Origin of the sequence: Ensifer sp. Root278 (assembly GCF_001429285.1) — a bacterium.
In the GTDB taxonomy this organism is placed as follows: domain Bacteria; phylum Pseudomonadota; class Alphaproteobacteria; order Rhizobiales; family Rhizobiaceae; genus Ensifer.
Genome location: NZ_LMJJ01000017.1, coordinates 26,036 through 45,207 on the forward strand (window position 1 = coordinate 26,036; position 19,172 = coordinate 45,207).

The 19,172-nt window shown below is 52.1% G+C and carries 10 protein-coding genes and 1 pseudogene; 9 read left to right on the forward strand and 2 right to left on the reverse strand.

Going from position 1 to position 19,172, the window contains the following annotated elements; all coding sequences use genetic code 11:
* Positions 1–21: 21 nt before the first annotated feature.
* Positions 22–891, forward strand: a complete 870-nt coding sequence (rfbA, locus tag ASE60_RS15280; protein WP_057251419.1) for a glucose-1-phosphate thymidylyltransferase RfbA — start codon at positions 22–24, stop codon at positions 889–891.
* A 144-nt stretch (positions 892–1,035) separates the two neighbouring features.
* Here rfbA and ASE60_RS15285 read toward each other — a convergent pair whose 3' ends face one another.
* Entirely contained in the window at positions 1,036–1,632 is a 597-nt protein-coding gene (locus ASE60_RS15285; RefSeq protein ID WP_057251420.1) for an NUDIX domain-containing protein, read from the reverse strand.
* A 310-nt stretch (positions 1,633–1,942) separates the two neighbouring features.
* Between ASE60_RS15285 and ASE60_RS35200 the strand changes: the two are divergent.
* From ASE60_RS35200 to ASE60_RS15295, 3 genes and pseudogenes are all read left to right on the forward strand, one after another.
* Positions 1,943–3,346 (forward strand): annotated as a pseudogene (locus tag ASE60_RS35200) (phosphomannomutase); the annotation flags it as partial.
* Between the two features lie 81 nt (positions 3,347–3,427).
* On the forward strand, positions 3,428–4,861 hold the full coding sequence (locus ASE60_RS35205) for a mannose-1-phosphate guanylyltransferase/mannose-6-phosphate isomerase (RefSeq protein WP_280137710.1): 1,434 nt from the start codon (positions 3,428–3,430) through the stop codon (positions 4,859–4,861).
* Between the two features lie 51 nt (positions 4,862–4,912).
* Positions 4,913–7,195 (forward strand): glycosyltransferase, encoded by a 2,283-nt coding sequence (locus tag ASE60_RS15295; RefSeq protein ID WP_082615873.1) that lies wholly within the window; start codon positions 4,913–4,915, stop codon positions 7,193–7,195.
* Positions 7,196–7,325: 130 nt separating this feature from the next.
* On the opposite strand, the gene ASE60_RS15300 is transcribed toward ASE60_RS15295, so the two are convergent.
* Positions 7,326–10,514: a glycosyltransferase gene (locus ASE60_RS15300; RefSeq protein WP_156414651.1), complete on the reverse strand. Its 3,189-nt coding sequence runs from the start codon at positions 10,512–10,514 to the stop codon at positions 7,326–7,328.
* A 343-nt stretch (positions 10,515–10,857) separates the two neighbouring features.
* Between ASE60_RS15300 and ASE60_RS15305 the strand changes: the two genes are divergently transcribed.
* The 5 genes from ASE60_RS15305 to ASE60_RS15325 all read left to right on the forward strand — a co-directional run bounded on the left by ASE60_RS15305 (position 10,858) and on the right by ASE60_RS15325 (position 18,706).
* Positions 10,858–11,796, forward strand: coding sequence for a GDP-L-fucose synthase (locus tag ASE60_RS15305; RefSeq protein ID WP_057251423.1), 939 nt, complete (start codon positions 10,858–10,860; stop codon positions 11,794–11,796).
* A 65-nt stretch (positions 11,797–11,861) separates the two neighbouring features.
* On the forward strand, positions 11,862–12,839 hold the full coding sequence (gene gmd / locus ASE60_RS15310; protein WP_057251424.1) for a GDP-mannose 4,6-dehydratase: 978 nt from the start codon (positions 11,862–11,864) through the stop codon (positions 12,837–12,839).
* Between the two features lie 26 nt (positions 12,840–12,865).
* Positions 12,866–13,828: a GDP-mannose 4,6-dehydratase gene (locus ASE60_RS15315; protein ID WP_082615875.1), complete on the forward strand. Its 963-nt coding sequence runs from the start codon at positions 12,866–12,868 to the stop codon at positions 13,826–13,828.
* A complete protein-coding gene (locus tag ASE60_RS15320; RefSeq protein WP_082615876.1) occupies positions 13,821–16,049 on the forward strand; it encodes a glycosyltransferase family 1 protein in 2,229 nt (742 codons plus the stop codon). Before ASE60_RS15315 ends, ASE60_RS15320 begins: the two co-directional genes overlap by 8 nt.
* Positions 16,049–18,706: a glycosyltransferase gene (locus ASE60_RS15325; protein ID WP_082615877.1), complete on the forward strand. Its 2,658-nt coding sequence runs from the start codon at positions 16,049–16,051 to the stop codon at positions 18,704–18,706. Before ASE60_RS15320 ends, ASE60_RS15325 begins: the two co-directional genes overlap by 1 nt.
* The last annotated feature ends 466 nt before the right edge of the window (positions 18,707–19,172 follow it).

Here is a 19,172-nt window from a genome sequence, read left to right on the forward strand (position 1 = left end):
CAAAGAAGAGGTGTATTTTATATGAAGGGTATTATTCTCGCGGGCGGATCAGGTACACGTCTGCACCCAGCGACCCTGGCGATCAATAAACAGCTAATTCCTGTTTACGACAAGCCTATGATATACTATCCTCTGTCTGTATTAATGCAGGCAGGAATTAGAGATATACTAATTATTTCGTCGTCTGACCATCTAGGCAGTTACGAGCGCCTTTTCGGCGACGGGTCTGGCCTTGGGTTGCGAATGAGTTACGCAGTTCAGCCTAAGCCTGAAGGTCTCGCACAGGCATTCACGATCGGCGAAGAGTTTATCGGGACGGACAATGTAGCTCTGGTATTAGGTGACAATATATTCTTCGGGGCAGGACTAGCTGAGTTGCTCGATAAGGCTTCAAGCAGAGCTTCCGGCGCAACAGTGTTTGCCTACGAGGTCGAGGATCCTGAGCGCTACGGGGTTGTTGAGTTGGGAGCGGAGGGGCAAGCGCTCAGTTTAGAGGAAAAGCCAGCGAAGCCGCGGTCTCGATTTGCTGTAACAGGCTTATATTTTTACGACAATCAGGTCGTCTCCCACGCAAAATCTTTGCGGCCGTCCGCCCGTGGAGAGTATGAAATCACCGATTTAAATCGCATTTATATGGAACAAGGCAATCTCTTCGTAGAGAAAATGGCGCGAGGTTATGCATGGCTCGACACCGGGACCCACGACAGTCTACTGGAGGCCGCTGAGTTCGTCCGAGTTATTCAGCATCGGCAAGGCACCAACATCGCCTGCATTGAAGAAGTCGCCTATTTGAGCGGCTTTATCACCAAGGAAGAACTGATACAGTTTGGCAAGCAGTACTCAAGTACCTCGTACGGGAGATATCTCTTACGGATTGCGGGAGAGGCGTGAGGTTGGCCAAATGCCTCGTCATACATCGCCGTGCGTGCGCGCGCCGCCTAGACAAATGCGTGGGCTGCTTGTTAAGGCTTGGGCATTCCTAGTTTTCCAATGGACCGAGTGCACCTTCCGGGCCGGACGAAAAGCCGCCCGCTCTCAGGCTGGCGGTGATAGGTTGTTCGAGGTGGCAAGGCGTTCCAACATAAGATGCTGCAGCAATACTATCGTCTTCATATCTACAATCTCACCGGAGGAGATCATTTGAAACGCCACTTGAAACGGCAGTTCCAACACTTCGATATCTTCTCCTTCATCAGGTAGTCCGCCGCCTTCCTGTATCTCTGTGCCGTCGTAAGTTCCAATAAATAGACTAAGTACCTCAGTCACTGCGGCTGGTAACCCGTACGCTGATGTAATCAATCGAATGTCCTTCACCACAACGCCGGCTTCTTCGAGAGCCTCTTTCCTCGCGCAAGTTGCCGGATCGTCCCCATCTAGCACACCGGCGCATACCTCCACGAGAAACGGATTGCCGCCATTCACCATGGCTGGCGGCCGAAACTGTCGCACGAGGATGACCATGTCCCTCAGTGGATCATGCAGCAATATTGCGGCAGCGTGCCCGCGGTCGTAAACTTCTCGCGTTATCTCCGTGAGTTCGCCGGAGAGCTTTGAAAATTGGAACGTATATTGGGTTAACGTTCCCCAAGCTTTCGCCACTACCTCGGAGGACAGTATTCTCGTAGTTCGCATGCAACTCTCCCATACCGGAACACTTGTGAATTATTGATGCCAGCAGATCGGAACGAAAACCCGCGTCGCGCACTGACAAAAAAATGCACACATTCCGCAGTCGAATGTTGGATTGCGTCAGCTGGTGCATGCTGCAATGCGGAGCATTCATGGGCGAGTCAAGTCCTCACAGGTCATTAAGGGTGGTGGTGCGCTTGGCCGTTGACCCGGTGCCAGATAGTCGACGCGTGCGGTGTCTTGCGAAGGGCCACCGTTTCTCCTAAATGGCTCGATATTTAATGGCCAAAACTAATTTTAATTGGGGCGAAGAATGAAATTTGGAACTAGTGGTTTGCGCGGTCTGGTTGCGGACCTGATGGGGCGAACTACCTCGATTTACGCCGAAGCCTTTGCCAGACACCTTCTCGAAATCGGTGCCGCGAGACCTGGCGACCGCGTTCTCGTAGGGCGTGATTTCCGTGCCTCAAGCCCTGAGATTGCTGCCTCTGCAATGGGCGCGTTAGAACGTACCGGCTTGAATCCCGTGGATTGCGGGGCGATACCAACACCGGCACTGGCCCTTTACGGTTTGAAGCTAGGATGTGCTTCGTTGATGGTAACCGGATCGCACATCCCTGATGATCGTAATGGAATAAAATTCTATCGACCAGACGGCGAGATCGACAAGCGGGACGAAATGAGGATCAGTGCAATCGCTGCTGATATCGACCGCTATCCCGTAAACTTAGCGCCTGGCGTTGGACCGAACAATTCGGGAGAGGCGGAGACGTTGTTTCTTGCCCGGAACCAGCATCTCTTGCCCCCCTCAGCCTTGTCTGGCCTTAGAATCGGCGTCTACCAGCACTCGACTGTCGCACGCGACCTCCTGGTCGAGGTTCTGAAACACTATGGAGCCGAGGTTGTGGCACTTGGGCGCTCCACGCATTTCATACCTGTCGATACCGAAGCCGTTTCTGAGGAAACTGTTGCCTTGCTTAAGGAATGGGCCAAGGAGCACAGCCTCAACGCAATAGTTTCGGCGGACGGCGATGGTGATCGCCCTCTCGTGGCCACAGAAACCGGGGAGCCAGTGCGGGGCGATTTGCTTGGAATAGTCACCGCGGAATTCCTTGGTGCGAAGACCGTTGTAACTCCGGTAACTTCAAACTCAGGAATCGAGGAGGCTGGCGACTATCGCGTCATTCGGACCAAAGTTGGTTCGCCCTTTGTGATCGCTGGAATGCTCGAAGCTCTGCAAAACGGCAAGGCCGGAGTTATGGGTTTTGAGGCGAATGGGGGACTGCTGGTCGGCTCCAGGTTTGAGCTTGGTGGGAGAGTGATTGACGCGCTACCGACGCGGGACAGTTTCCTGCCTATTCTCGCAATTCTCTTCCTTTCGGCCGCGAAGAACGTTTCGCTATCAAACATTACCAAGAGTTTTGGACTGCCATTTGCTGCTTCGGGGCGACTTGAGGGCTTCCCAGTTGAGGCGAGCGCAGCGCTGATGACGCAACTTCGTCTTTCGAGCGACAACCTTAGCGTTTTTCTCAGGTCGGTAGGTGATGTCAGCTGCACGAGTGATGTCGATGGGCTGAGGGTCACATTCCGCGATGATCGCGTCGTACACTTTCGTCCGTCTGGGAATGCGCCAGAGATGCGATGCTACGTTGAAGCTAATTGCGAACATTCAGCGGCGGAACTCCTTAATCAAAGCCTAGCGCTCATCCGCGAGTGGGCTCGCGGAACGGAAACTAGTCACAGTCCGGAGAGTGCCGAACCAGTTCGTAGTGTAGACCCCGCGAAGGAGAGAAAAGAATTGAATTCGGCCGGCAAAATTATTCCAGTGATCATGGCGGGCGGCAAAGGTACTCGCCTTTGGCCGTTGTCGCGCGCAAGTGCGCCGAAGCAGTTCATTCAGTTCGTGGGCGATCGGACGCTATTTCAGGCAACTCTTGCGCGTGTAGCTGATCAGGAAATCTATGGGCCACCGCTTGTAATCACGAACGAGGATTTCCGGTTCCTCGCTGCTGAACAAGCCCGTGAACTTGGCATCAAACTTGGTGGGATTTTGCTGGAGCCGATAGCACGCAACACAGCTGCCGCTGTTGCTGTTGCGTCTGCCTTGGTTTCAGACCGTTACGGAGAAGATACCGTCCTCCAGGTCTTGGCCTCCGACCATGACATCGTTGCCGATCAAGGTTATTTCGATGCCATCCAGATAGCGCATCAAACTGCGCTTTCTGGCAAACTCGTCACGTTCGGAATCAAGCCTACGGAGCCGGCGACGGGTTACGGCTATATCGAGATCGGCGAACGGCTTGCAACGAACGCTTGTAATGTGAAACGGTTCGTCGAGAAACCGGCGCGAGACGATGCGCAGAAGATGCTCGATCAAGGCGGCTTCGTTTGGAATTCCGGTATTTTCGTGTTTAAGGCAAGCCAGATGCTCAATGAGATGGCAAGGTTTGCGCCAGACGTCGAAAACGCTGCTCGCGCCGCACTTTCATTAGCCACAAGTGATCTTGACTTTATCCGCCTCGACGAAGAGGCGTTCGCAGCGAGCCCGGATATTTCGGTAGACTATGCCATTATGGAGAAAACCTCTAATGCTGCGGTAGTGGTTTCCACGATTGCGTGGAGCGATTTAGGTAGTTGGGATGCCGTCTGGAAGCTTGGCGATCGCGATGAGTCAGGTAACGTGGTTTTAGGCAATGCGACGGTAATGAACACAGCGAATTCTCTTGTTATGTCCAACAACTGCCATTTGGCAGTACTTGGCCTTGAGGGTGTTGCGGTGATCGCAAGTGAGGACGCCGTATACGTTGGCCGATTAGATGACAGCCAGCACGTCGGAAAAATTGTCAAGCATCTCGCTTCGACGAAAGCGACGGCAATGTTAACGGAAACGCATCCGACGTCGTACCGCCCGTGGGGCGGGTATACTTCGGTGCTCAACGGCGATCGCTTCCAGGTGAAACGCCTTTTCGTTAGTCCCGGTAAACAGCTTTCGCTGCAAAAACACCACCACCGTTCAGAGCATTGGGTGTGTGTAAAAGGAACAGCGGAAGTGACCGTAGGGGATATGGTGAAGATGGTATCGGAGAATGAGTCCGTTTACATTCCGCAGGGCGAAGTTCACCGCCTAACAAATCCGGGCAAGATAATGTTGGAGATGATTGAGGTGCAGACAGGTTCTTATCTCGGTGAGGATGACATTGTTCGCATCGCTGATGAGTTTGGTCGGGGATGATGCTAGGCGTCGGATGCCCTTCTCCCGTAGCAGGGCGTCCACGATTTTTGTATGTTCATCCGAATGGCAAAATCACTGGTACAAAAGCGCACCAGATTTCGCGGTCACGTCGATACTATTTCCGACGGGTACATGTTTGGTTGGCTTTTTGATGCTATGCACCCGACATGTAGCGTAGTTTTTGAGCTATTTGTTAATGGCGCTTACCGTGGGCAGTGGACATGTGCCTATTTTCGGCCCGACCTAATGGCGGGAAACCTTGGCAACGGCGTGCACGGGTTCAAGGTGCCTTTAGGAAGAGTTACTGCGGACAGCATCTATAGTTTAGAACTATTTCTTCCCGCCGCGGGAGGCGCGTGGTTCGCCGCCCGTGACGGTCAACTGCGTCCTTTGAAGGGGGCGGGCGCTACCCGCGCGCTACGCCTGAAGCGATTTCGAGATAGGTTGATACGAAGTGCGGCGGATACGCCGTCTACGACTGATCGGCCAGACGCCTCATGGGCTGTCGGGGTGTTGTCACAATGTGACGTCTACCGCGCTGAACGCCGAAGTGACTTGCAGTCGTCCGATTTCGCAGAGTTCCTGAGAAGGCTAAAGGGCCTGCGTGGAAGCGATGTCGAGTTCTATAGTTGGTATGTCAACGACTATATATACAAACTCGATCCGCGGTATATTCCACTATCCGAAGAGGAGAAGAAGTTTGTCAAGGCTTTGATCGAAAGCACCCGGTCGGAGTTCGACTCCCCTCCGTTCTCAATATACCTCAGGCTTCTTCGTTGGAAATCCTATCGGGGGCTTAGAGAAGCTTACAAACATTACTGGTGGAGTGCGGAAGGCGGTCGCCAACTGAACCTGGACCTCTCGATTCCGCGGCCGAACGAAAGCCAAGTGCTGCAGGAATTTGTTCGCTACGGCGTCGGAAGATCGTTTCCACTGACCTACTTCATGGCGATATTTGCGTTCCGCAACCGTTTGGTAAACCCAATTGCGATGCTCTTTCCATTCGGTCGACGGCAAGTCTACGAGTGGTGCTACCACTACGGGTACCAGAATTCCCACATTCGGCGGCACATCGAACATGTATTAGCAACATGTCCCTCTGAGGCTCGATCGCGACTTGAAGCTAAGTCGTTCCCATACCACCGTGCGGCTGGCAACCAACGCCAGGAGATTGAAAAATCCATCGCTCCTCCGGTTTCCAGTTCGCAGGGACTGTTGGCGAATAAGTCAGACGTCAGCCTCCAGTTCATCGGTCCGTTTGATAAACTGCTAGGCCTCGGCGAGAGTAGTCGTCGACTTATGGAAGCTATTCGCATTTTAGATAGAAACTGCACTTTTGTTTGCTATAACGATGGAATTCAAAGCGCTTCAGTGGAAGGCGAATATAATTATGCTTTGCGCAAGTCAGATATAAACATAATTCACTTGAATATTGAGCAGATACCTGAGTTCTTTTTGAAGAATGGTAATTTTCTTAAGGACTCGTATAATATTGTGTTCCCATATTGGGAGTTAAGCAAAATTTCTAGCCTGCACCTGCTTGGGCTGAGGCTGGTCGATGAAGTATGGTCAGCATCCACTTTTATCAATTCAGTCGTCCAAGGCAAAGATCTGCCAGTAACAACAATTGGGGTGCCGGCGTCAATTCTAGGCGACGTATGCGTAGATTCCGGCACACGATCGGACAAATTTACATTTCTCACCACATTCGACGCGTATTCGTGGCCTCAGCGCAAGAATGCCCTAGGAGTTGTAGAAGCCTTCCTGGCTGCTTTTAGTAGCGACATTGCGGTTCGTCTAATTGTGAAGACGCAGAATGCCAACGACGTTCATAGCATTCACCAAAAACGAGCATGGGAATCTCTGAAAGCGCGGTGCGGTGAGGACGACCGGATTGAGGTTATAAACGAGACCTACAGCCCTTCTCAGCAGCGTGATTTGATTCGCTCTAGCGATTGTCTGGTTTCTCTCCATCGAGCGGAGGGATTGGGTATCGATATACTCGATGCGTTGGCAAGTGGGATTCCAGTCATTGCTACTGCGTATTCAGGCAACATGGACCTTTGTGCGCCGAACAATACCTGGCTGGTAGACTATGATCTGATCCCTGTCAGAGAAGACGAGTATGTTTTCGTAGAAGACAATCAACTATGGGCAGACCCTAAAAGTGACTCTGCCATCCAGGCGATGAGGGGTGTGTTCTATGGGCGTCAGGAACGATACGAAAAGAGTTGGGCTGGCATTGCAGATGCTCACCGATTGCGGTCGCGAGACGCTATTGCGGAAAAAATTAGGCAGCGGCTGGCAATCATCAGCGGCTCGAAAAGCAGCTAGTGTGTGCATGCGAATTTGCCGGGAGATATTGGTGCATTGAACGACTTCTCGACTTCTCAGCTATTTGGCCATTTGCCTGCGATATATTTGGAAACAGATACGGCAAGAACCGTGTAGCGAACCGCCCCACTCACCGCCTCTCATCATGAATTTCTAAAATGCGATTGACTAGCTTTCGACCAACTTCAACGGGCGAGTACGCTTCGCGGATGGTTGTTTGGCCTGCACTTGCAATCGAGGCCCGGTATGTCTCATCTTCGAAAACACGCCGCATATGTCGGGCAGCGTCTTCTACATCGGGTTCGGCCCACTTGCTTTGTTCTGGGTAGCCGCACGTGCCTATGTCGGTGAGGTCAAATCCAACCAAACAGGAATTCGACTCGTTCATAAAATCGAGGTTGCCGGAATAGCCGGTCGCGATAGTCGGTTTGCCGTAGCCCATTGCTTCTGCAATACTAAGGCCAAAACCTTCGGCGCGATGCAATGAAACATATGCGTCGCAATTAATGTATAGAGAAGCGTTTTCGTCGCGCCCTAATGTTTCCTCAATCAAAACCACGCGGGAGTCACGGTGTGCAGCGGCTCTAAAGACGTCGTATCTAGCTATTTCGGTTAGAGAGGCTCGCCCAAGTGTGGTCTTGATGACAAGAGAGACGGGTTCAGACCCGCGCGGAAATGCGACTGCGAAAGCTTGAAGCACCGCTTCTGGATTCTTGCGGGCCATTGAGGAATCAATCTCAAAACAAAACAGGAAAGCGAAAGTGTGTTCCGGAATGCGAAAATGCCCTCGCGGATTCACGGTAGGTGGAACATAGACGTTGACTGGCATAGCGACTGAATGCACTGGAACATCCAGCTGCGCTCTGGCAGAGCTCTCGGTAAATGACGACGCTGCCCAGTATTCATCGAAGTATCGCGTATTGGTAAGGTGCGTAGGCATTCTTTCAAGTTCAAACGCCCCGTACACAATATTATATCGCTTGGTCAAGAAATCATTCCCGTGGCGGGAAAGTAAATTGTCTATTATAGTGGCCTTGCCGACGAAGATATTTACGTTGGACCCGCCAGTTTGCTTCGGGTCAAATGCCGTGTCCAATACCGTCCGCGAGGAGCCGCCGAAATCTACCGCTTGAAATCCGGCCGCTGGCAGATGCTCGGCATTGGGCTGGATTTCATCGAACGCTGCTTGAACCGCGTCAAAGACATTTCGCGACATCGCTCCAGCGCACGCCGGGCTACTAAAGGGGCCAATAAGGTTCGCAATGTGAGTAAAAGGATGTGTGGCCACCGCACGTATCTGCGAGTCAAGGCGCAAACGTGTGAATTTCAAACCCAAATCACGGTCATCAGGAGAACTACCGGCAAGCGCAGGTGAATGGCTGGCCAGTAGGTCGAGATCCACATGGACCGAAAGTTGGCCATCGGCGAGTAGCCGCTTTGGTAGTGGAATTCTGATGTCGGTTGGACTTGGGGCGTGCTGATCAAATTTGTGAATCACGCTTCTGACGCCGTTTACAGACACAAGTAACGTGTTTTGTGGTAGCAAGTCGGTTAAAAAAGCCTCGACGCCAACCAGCACAATTTCGAGATTTTCATCGGGCGTATCAGCTAATTTGATCGAAATCTGTGATTTCCGCCCGGCGGACCACGTTCCGCCAGGCTCGGGAAGATGCCATCCGTATGAGAACAGTGGAGAGTGTTCCGGAAGACAGGCGATATCTATTTCCTGTCCAATCGTAATCACCTCGCCGCTTTCAAACGGGGTCACTCTCATTGAATGAAGTGCAACCGACAGAGAGCGAGTATCTTCGATCCCCGCTATGATTTTTGGCGAATTGGCGCAGTCGCACTGGATGTCGAGGACCACTTCGCCGATTGAGGAGCACATATCGGAAGCGATCGCGAACGATACTGGTTCGCAATCTTGCCGTACAAAGACACGGGTCGCAAGGATCACTGATCCAGTTGAGATCGTACAGCGTAGCGGAGCTTCGGATGATGCCATGGCGGCCAAGGATAGATCGACGCGGTAGCTAGCCTCGACGCCGGCAAAAACCTTAAACGACAGCAAGCCACTCGTTCCCGACATCCAACGGTGGTCGGGCGCGGGGGATGTCCATGATGGTCCAAAGGAAACGACATCTGCTTCGTCACCTGCTCCACACACAATGGTTTTGTTCATCGGAATCGTTGAGCAATTGGTGTGGATGCCGCTGCTTCCAAATGTCTCCCAAGAAATGTTTAGGAGTTTCTTGAGGGACGTGTCGCCTAGTAGTTGAACGGGAGAACTCGCAATTGATTTATCATCGAAGAGTATATGCCGCCAAAAATGCGGAGACAGGGCAGCCAAGTTGTAGGCAGGTTGGCGCGAACCGTCCTTCCAAGTTGTGGACAACGCGATAGCCGGTTTCTGAAAGACGTCCGCCTCCGACAATACGCTTGAGGTCAACGCGGAAACTTGAACAATTTCGGGCGCGGCCAGTAACATATATGCATTACAATTTAGATAGGCGATGTTCGAGAATTGCTGCAGGAAACGCACCTGTGCGCGAGCTGCGTTCTTGTCTTGGTACGGATGGGGCTTAAAGTACACGGTTTCAAATTTCGAAACCAGCGATCGTAGTTCATTTGGATGGTCCTGCAGTGCAATGAAGCCGCCATTCTGATGTAGGAGAGCGGCGTCCCCGTCGACCTGGCCAAAAAGGACGGCGGAGTCTCGCTCCAACTTAGGGCGCGATGACAAATTTGCCAACTCGGCGGCCTTCATTTGTGCAGCAAATGCAATATCGTCAGGATTCAATTGAAACGGGCGAAGCCGCTCCAAGGAGGCGAAATTGCTCTCGATCATGAAGGCGTAGTCCTTCATAAAACGAAAAGGATGTATTGCATACGAGATGTATGGAACATCAAGGATGGCGCAAAGATCCTTTTGATACGGTGAGAGTTCAAATCCGACAACGAGCTTTCGGTCGAGGAAAGGGCGTAGTAGGTCTACGACAGCCGCACATGGCTGGCGGTTATAAAGCCGTCCCCACCCAGCAGTAGACGGATCAAGGCCTTCCAGTTCATACACGCGGCGTGTTGGTAGGCTGACTTGCTCGTTCTCGCTCCAAAGCCCTAGCGTGCTTGGGCGTCCCAAAACCCGCTGAAGCCCTGCTGCAGTCCAGCTATGGAGTTGCTGTGCAATTGCGTTCTGTACACCGGAAAGGGCCAGCCGCGTATTCGGTGGAGGACGCAAAAAGTCAGCCACGACGAGCGCTTGACGATCAGAAAAATCGTATGCGCGAGCGGGCATTAGGAGATTTACCACATCAGCCACCGAGGGTCCTCACCATAAAAACCTCATGCGAAGAGAGCGACAACGAACCGGTCATATCAGCTTGTGCTTTATCGCCGATTCTTCTTAAATAGAGACTTTCTGAAGCGCGGCCAATCCTAAGTTTTGGCCGGTGTTCTTCAGGCTTAAACGGAACCGATTGCCGACACCATTCGTTCACGAAGGGCGCGTTCACTCGAATGCTTTCAGCTATATCGTTGGTTGTAGGATTGCGCCTCGGGGGCCAAAACACTCGCGTGGATAAGCGCTCTGCGCTTGCAAAATTGAGAGACTTTGCATAACACGGGCCTCGAAACGCTTCGTTAAACAAATTTGAGTTGAGCGGATGACAGATAGCAGGATATGGATTGCCGGTCACAACGGAATGGTAGGTTCAGCAATAAGGCGGCTGCTTCAGCAGCAAGGCCAGGAAGTACTGACCGTAGACAGAGCACAGTTGGACCTGCGCGATCAGGGAGCCGTTACGACTTGGCTGAAAGCAAATAAGCCGACATCCATCATATTCGCGGCCGCTAAGGTGGGCGGCATATATGCAAACGATCGTTACCCGGCTGATTTCATTTATGACAACTTAGCGATCGAAACCAATATTATCCACGCGGCTCATCTGGCGGATGTAGAGCGATTGGTTTTTCTGGGGTCGTCTTGTATCTATCCGAAGTTCGCACCTCAGCCCATTCCGGAAAGCGCGCTGCTGACGGGACCTCTCGAGCCGACGAATGAATGGTATGCGATCGCTAAGATCGCGGGTATAAAGCTCTGCCAAGCATATCGTAAGCAATATAGTCGCCGTTATATTTCGGTTATGCCGTGTAACCTTTATGGCCCGCGTGATAACTATGACCTGCAGACCAGCCATGTTATCCCCGCGCTGATCAGGAAATTTCACGAAGCAATGCATTCGGGTGCGGAGCAGGTCGTAGTGTGGGGGAGCGGGCGCCCGCTCCGTGAGTTCCTCCACGTTGATGACTTGGCGAAGGGCGTTGTATATTGCCACGAGCACTACGACGCATATGAGCACATCAACTGCGGAGCGGGTTGCGAAGTCAGCATCCGAGAGCTTGCTGAGCTTGTAAAAGAGGTTGTCGGATACCGGGGCGAGCTTACATTCGATGTCACCAAGCCTGACGGTACTCCTAGAAAGTTGATGGATTCGTCAAAGATCACTGCTCTGGGTTGGAGACCGGAAATTGATCTTCGCGCCGGACTTCTTGATTCGTACAACTGGTATACCGAGCACGCTGCGGACAATACTGCGCGGTAAGGGTTATTCACCGCGCTTCGCTCATCAAATAAATGCCGTATAGCTCGGCTCTTTCTGGAGTAAACATGTCAAAGAAAGCATTGATCACTGGCGTCACCGGCCAAGACGGCGCCTACCTGAGCGCTCTCCTTCTAGAGAAGGGTTACGAAGTGTACGGGATGGTTAGAAGGTCATCTCATGCCGGCGTCGCAGACCACAGGCTGAGGTGGCTCGGGGTAGCGGATCACGTCCAACTGGTCGATTGCAACCTTCTTGACGCAGCCGCCCTTATTCGCTTGATGATGGATGTCAAGCCAGATGAGGTCTACAATCTGGCCGCGCAGTCATTTGTCGCCACCTCCTGGGCGCAGCCGAGTTTGACTGGGCAAGTAACCGCGTTGGGTGTTTTAAACGTCTTGGAGGCCGTGAGAACAGCAGCGCCAGAAGCACGCTTCTATCAAGCATCTTCCTCGGAGATGTATGGATTGATCCAGGAGCCGGCGCAGAGCGAACAGACGCCTTTCTATCCTCGCTCACCATATGCCGTGGCCAAGCTGTTTGGGCATTGGGCAACCGTTAACTACCGCGAAAGCTTCAACCTGCACGCTTCTTCGGGAATTCTCTTCAATCACGAGAGCCCGCTGCGTGGCGTTGAGTTTGTGACTCGAAAGGTTACTGACGGTGTTGCGAGAATTAAGCTTGGTCTAGCGAACGAACTGGCGCTCGGCAACATTGACGCCAAGCGTGACTGGGGGCATGCGAAGGACTACGTCCGAGCTATGTGGTTGATGTTGCAGCAGGATGCGGCGGATGACTATGTCGTCGCAACGGGTCGAACTACAACAGTTAGAGATATGTGCGCTATCGCGTTCAAGCACGTGGGCTTGCCGATGGAAGATCATTTGCGGATCGATCCGGCGCTCTATAGGCCGGCCGAAGTCGATGTACTCCTTGGTAACCCGGCGAAGGCGAAGGCAAAGCTTGGGTGGGAGCCGGTAATTGGCTTGGAAGAGCTGATTGCGGAAATGGTCGAGGCTGACCTGACGCGCTTGGCGCGCCGCTGAACTCAAAACTAGCGGACCCGGGCAGCATGACTAATAGCTCTAATCCCACCATACTCATGACGGGAGGCGCGGGATTTGTTGGGCGCGTATTGTGCGGAAAACTTACTGAGGCGTTTCCGCTGTCTCATCGCGTGCTACTGTGTCGGAATGGCCCAGGTATAAGCAACGGCTGGGAAACAGCCGTTGCTGATGTCACTGATTTTGACGCTGTAGGAATGCTCGTTGCGAGCATAAAGCCCGACATCGTGTTGCATCTCGCGGCTCAGGCGTCAGTGGCGAATGCGCAGAATTACGCAGAGCAAACTTGGCGCACCAACGTAATTGGGACGATGTCTATCGGCTCGGCAGTGGCGCGTTTTGCGCCGAGTGCTACTGTTTTGTTTGTTTCCTCGGGCGAAGTTTATGGCGCGAACTTAACTGAAGCCCCCACGACTGAGGCGATTCAGCCGCTACCGCAGAACCCCTATTCCTGGTCAAAATTTGCTGCGGAGCGAGTTCTCTACGATGTACTAACGACTGACAACAAGCTCATTGTAGCAAGACCCTTTAATCATTCGGGGGCGGGCCAAGATCGTAGATTTGTGTTGCCGAGCTTCGCCGCGCAGATTGTGGAGGCAGAGTTAGGCTTGCGGGAGCCCCAACTTCAGGTCGGGAACCTGGAAGCGAAGAGAGATTTTCTTCATGTAGATGACGTGGTTTCTGCCTACGTTGGGTTGCTACGGGCTTCGCCGAGGTTATCGCGCTCAACAGTGGTAAATATCAGCTCCGGAGAAGCTCATCCCGTGAGCTATTATCTTGCTGAGATGACGAAGCTTTCAAGTGTACGCGTAGAGATCATTGTCGACAAGGAGAAGATGAGGCCTTCTGACGTTTCATGTTCTTGTGGGGACAATTCTCTACTCCGTTCTTTGATCGGATGGTCGCCGAAGATCTCCAAAGCTGCGTTATTGCAAGAATTGCTTACAAGTTGGCGAAATAGATATGGCTAAGATTATAAGTATTCCTAAATTTGGGATTAGAGATAGACGGATTTTACTCGGGCTTAAGCCGCGAAGGGGCCTGAGGAAGATCGATCGCCAGAAAAATATTTGGGCCGTTACGGACGATGACCCGCAATTCACACTGAAATCTCGTTTTGGACTGAAGATTCCGGCTGGTCACTACCGGTTAAGCGTGGTGGGTGGTCGCCACATTGGCCGGCTGACTAACGCGTCTCTCTATTTTAATAGCGGTCGTGGACTTAATGAGCGCGACCGAGTAAGTGTGCCTTTTAAAGAGGAAACGGGCGGCGAATATGCTGCATACATAAAATTAGAGCTAGATGTACGCAACCTTCGGTTTGATCCAACCGAAAACGGGAGGATTACATTCTCAGCCCAAGGCGTTCTACTTGAACGAATGAGTGAGAGTGCATGGCAATTAGCAATGAACCGCCCAATCGCAGAGCGGGCGCTGAGATTGAAAAATGACGGTAAGTTGAGATTGCTTGTCAATCTCTTTCGTCTTCTGCCAGCGCATAAAGGAGCCGGCGGTGCAGGGCGACTGGCGCTGGCTTTCTTACGATATCTCCCGGAGTTCTCAAATGTACGTGTGCTCGTGGCAAGCCACAATCAAAGCTTAGTTTTGGAATTTCCGGATGTAGACTTTGTCATAGCCGGCACTGAAAGTTATTCCGAGCTTGAAGATCATTTTCAGTGGTGCGATTGCTATTTTGATTTTCTAAATGCGCTACGACCTACTTACATACCAAGGCACGTCGTTGTTTTGAGTTGCCTCTTGGACTTGCAACACATGCGTCTGCCGAAGCTGTTCTCTAGCAGCGAGCTATCGGCACGAATGCGCGAATATGGATATGCGGTAGACCGAGCTGATCGGTTAGTGGCGATTTCGAACTATGAGCGGGAGAATCTTGAGTTTTTCTACGGCAAGACCAACGTGAGCGTAGTGCCGCTTAGTGGTTTTGCGGCCGAGGACTTCATAGAAGAACAGGGTAAGGCGTTTGGCCGCCAGAATCCCAACCGACAAACCTATCTGCTCTATCCCGCTGTGCCCTGGGCGCACAAAAACCATGAAACTCTAATTCAAGCTGCCGCCGTTCTAAAGCACACAGGTAGGATTGTTCAGTTGGTGCTGACCAACACCGATTCCCATCCAGAAAACAAACGTAAGTTGCAGAAGCTATGTGAGAGACTTGACGTTAGTGATTGTGTGGAATTCAAAGGATATGTGTCTGAACCCGAACTAATCGAGTTGATGCGGAATAGCTCCGGGTTGGTATTTCCTTCCCTGTACGAAGGATTTGGAATTCCACTAGCAGATGCAATGAAGCTTGGGGTTCCTGTACTTGCCAGCAAGATACCTGCGATCGTTGAAATCTGCGCGTCTGCGGCAGTCTATCTAGAAAATCATAGAAATTCGATCTCGATGGCAGAAGATATATGGAGTTTCTGGACAGATGAGCAGGGGAAGAGGGAACTTGTAACTGAGGGCTGGGGCCGGGGTCAGCTTTTTTCAAGCCGGCGCATGGCAAAGGAGATTGTTGAGGCTGCAAAATTGGCAGTAGCATCGCGAAGCGAGCGATCGAATTCCTATTGTTCTCCGCCTGTACGTGAACCGCAAAAGAACCTTCTTTCTCTCCTACTTCTAGTCGAAAAGCGGGACGTTACTCGGGTGGAAGACGTGCAAGCTATGGTGGAGACAATGTCCTCCTTGGGGGAAACAGTTGACCTTACTATAGCCCTAGACGCTGCGTTGCTGGAAAATACAAATGTTAGGCGCGCTTTTACCTCTGTCGCGAAGCTAATTATTTTCGACTCTAAGACAACGACATCTCGGCAAGCTGCAGTTGAGGAATTTGCGAGGAGGCATGATAGCAGTGATTTTCACATGGTTGTCGATTGGGGAAATCATGAGGCGATCTCTGCGGCTCAGATAGCGGCGTTGCTGCAAAGCCTTCGCCACAATCCTGAAGCGAGATATGCTACTTCAGAGCAAGGTCTGAAGGACGTCGTCATTGGCGGCGCTCCTTCAGAACTAGAGATAATTGACCGCTTTGAGAAGATGCGCGGAAACGGGAATGTTATCCCGGGAGTTGTATTTAGGGCTGAGGGTAAATTCCGTGACGCGCACCACGGCACGACGCAGTTTTTGAGCGCCTATTGTTCTGAAAATGCATTCGTGCGCGTTCCGACTGCGAGGGCCGACTTTTGATGCATACGAAAGCTATTGACCGGTTCGCTCGGTTCGTTCGGGAAAGTAAAGTGAATTTGGGGCGGGCGAAACCCAAAGTTTCAACTGGAGACTTCGCAGACGTTGTTCTGACAGAAGGGCTTCCGCCAATTTTGCAGCGGGGGCCGCTTCCCGTGGTTGGGGTCGTCACGCCCGTGCGTAACAGACTACAGTGGAGCGTTTCGTTCGTTCGACAAATGTTGGCGCAAACATACCCGTTTCTACGCATATACATAGTCGATGCAGCGTCAACGGACGGCACTGCATCCGCCATCGCTGCGCTTGGGCATTCTGCAGTCGAAGTACTCTCAGTGGACTCAAGCAATTTTTGGACAGGAGGCACCAACGCTGGAGTACGGCGGGCAGTAGAAGACGGTTGCGACTACATCCTAACCATAAATGACGATGCAGTTGTACCGCCCGAATTCCTAGAGCGGTTGGTAGCCGTCGCGGCGACAAAGAAGTTGAGGATTGTTGGCAGTATGATCTCCTATGCAGCCGAACCTGGCCGCATTTGGGGCGCTGGAGCATACAACGATTGGTCAAGTGGAAATTTCCTTCAGACAAGACATGCCAACCTTTGGGCTGACGCTGTTGATGAGCTGAGGAATGACCTTATTGAAGCGGAATGCTTGTGCGGGAACGGAACCCTGATTGAGGCGTCGGTCTTCGATCAAATAGGGTTGTACGATGAGAAGTTTACACCGCACTACCACGCAGATACTGAGTTCACTTTGCGGGCGAGGCGGCAAGGGATAAGCTCTTACGTCGCGACGGGCGCTTGGATCTATAATCGTTTTTATGAGGCGACGGATGGAGCCATGACGGCTCGCAATCGGCGTTACTTCTCGCTTCGCTCAGCAAATTATCTTAAGCCTATAGTTTATATCTTGGCGAACTATTGCCCCAGTGAACTACGTCTGGCTGCCTTTTGCCGGTACATAGAAAGATATTTGTTCGACGCAAGCCAGCGGGCGCTTTCCATATTTGCTAGGACTGCATTTTTTCTTTCAGAAAAGCTGCCGAAAGAGTACTTTGGGTCGCGGGGCTTTTATACATCGGGATGCGATGAATTAGATTTCTGCAGGGACATTAACGTTGCTCTCAAACTAGAGGGGCGAGAGTTTCTGATGGTGGCGTCGATGTTATTTCTTCGCCGCGTCCTGAACAAACTAGAGGAAGACCACTATCTTCAGTATGTCGGAACAGAAGAATCGCGTAGAGTAGTATTACTCGATCTGATGAAGCGACCCGAGTTTGTTGCGTTCAGGACTAAGACTCCCGAAATATCGCTTTTGTTGAAAGAGTGGACGCAGGAGGTTCCGCATCAGCTTCTTCGAATGTGTTCGGATTCATCTTTTGTGATTAGCGTTTTTCTGATTACGGAGAATAGACTTCCGAGTACGCAACGTTTCAGGCAGAACCTTTCAACGACGAAAGCACGATCGAGAGCGGAAGTATATCCCAGCCTCGATTTGGGCGATCCTACAAGCGATAGTCAGGGGCGTCTCCCTTGCATATCAATCAGTAAAGAAAAGCCGGTTGTGTATGTAAATACTGATGTCTTGTGCATGGCCCAACTCGATAACCGTGCCAAGACAGGTGTATTTCGATACGTGCAATCGTTCGTGGAGCGCATCCGCAACGACGGTAGCGTTCAAGCCCGACTATTCCATTCACCCAATTTGAACAGCGGTTGGGAGAGGGTAGCGCAAAAACATCCGGAGCTTGTACAGTTGCATGTCGAGGGACCGGCACCCGACGCTGGCCTAATGAGTAATCACGTCGCGTTCTATCCATACTTTCCGTTCGACCCATTTGATGCGCGCTTCCTAAAGCTAAAAAGCGTCTTTACACTCTGTGATCTATTCCCGGTCACGAATCCTGAATGGTTTACGGAGGAGGCGACAACGAATTTCCGCCGTCAGATACGGCACCTAACGTCTGCAACGCACATATTCTGTATCTCGGCTGAAACGGAACAGAAGCTGAAGACTTATGCGCCGACGCTGCGTGGGACGACGTCTGTCGCGCATCTAGGCGTCTCGGTTCCGCCGTTGAGCTCGGTTCGGGCGGCTGGAGAAATTGCAAAACTGCTTCCATCACAGAGATACATGCTTTGTATCGGAACGCTGGAACCGCGCAAAAATCTGGCGACAGTTGTCAGGGCCATGCGGCGGCTTAGGGGCACTGAGTTTGACGATGTTCAACTGGTTGTTGTCGGTGCGTCTGGTTGGAATGTCGATTTCGCAGAAGAAGCCAGCATGCTCGGTGACCGTGTGCGTTTCCTTGGCCACGTCGATGACGGAGAACTCTGGACTCTCTACGGGTCGGCCGTTTGTACGGTATTTCCTTCACTCGCTGAAGGTTTTGGCTTTCCCATTGTGGAGTCCTTCGCCAGTGGGACGCCAGTGATCACATCAAATCGTTCAAGCATGCGAGAAATAGCGGGCGAAAATGCGCTGCTAGTCGATCCGCTAGATGAACGAGCCATTCTCGACGCAATGGTCCGTATCTTGCGCTCTCCCGACCTTCGAGAAAAGCTGACGAAAGGAGGCTTAGATCGAGCGAAGACGTTTACGTGGGAACGATGTGTTTCACTTCACGTGCAAGAGTTTCTTCGCATTCAGCAAGCTTGAGATGGATGAATTGATCTGACGTGCTTAGGCCGAGCACCAGCGCCAGCATTCAGGTAACTGTCGTCGATTTGGCAGATGGGCACCATTGATCGCTTGAGCGACGGCGATTGACTGCTGCAACGGGTGCTGGAGCTTGGATGTTGTGTATCAGCTTCAGAGAATTATTGCGGGCGAGAACCCGAGCGCGCCGTCTGACCGGTCTGCGAGCGCATCCCCCTCCAGATCGACAACCACCCGGCTGCCGTTCGGTGACCTTCTAACCAACACCGGCACGATAAGCATTTCGACCATCTCAGCCACAACAGAGGGCCGTGTTGTCAGCCTTCTCTTTGCTACTGCTTTGACGACTACCCATGACGCGAGTCTTGTCTTGAAGGGCGCGGTGAACGCCACGGTTGCGAGCGGCAACATCACGCTGTTCTACAACGGGTCGGGCAATTGGCCCGCAGTTTCGAGGGATTTCTAA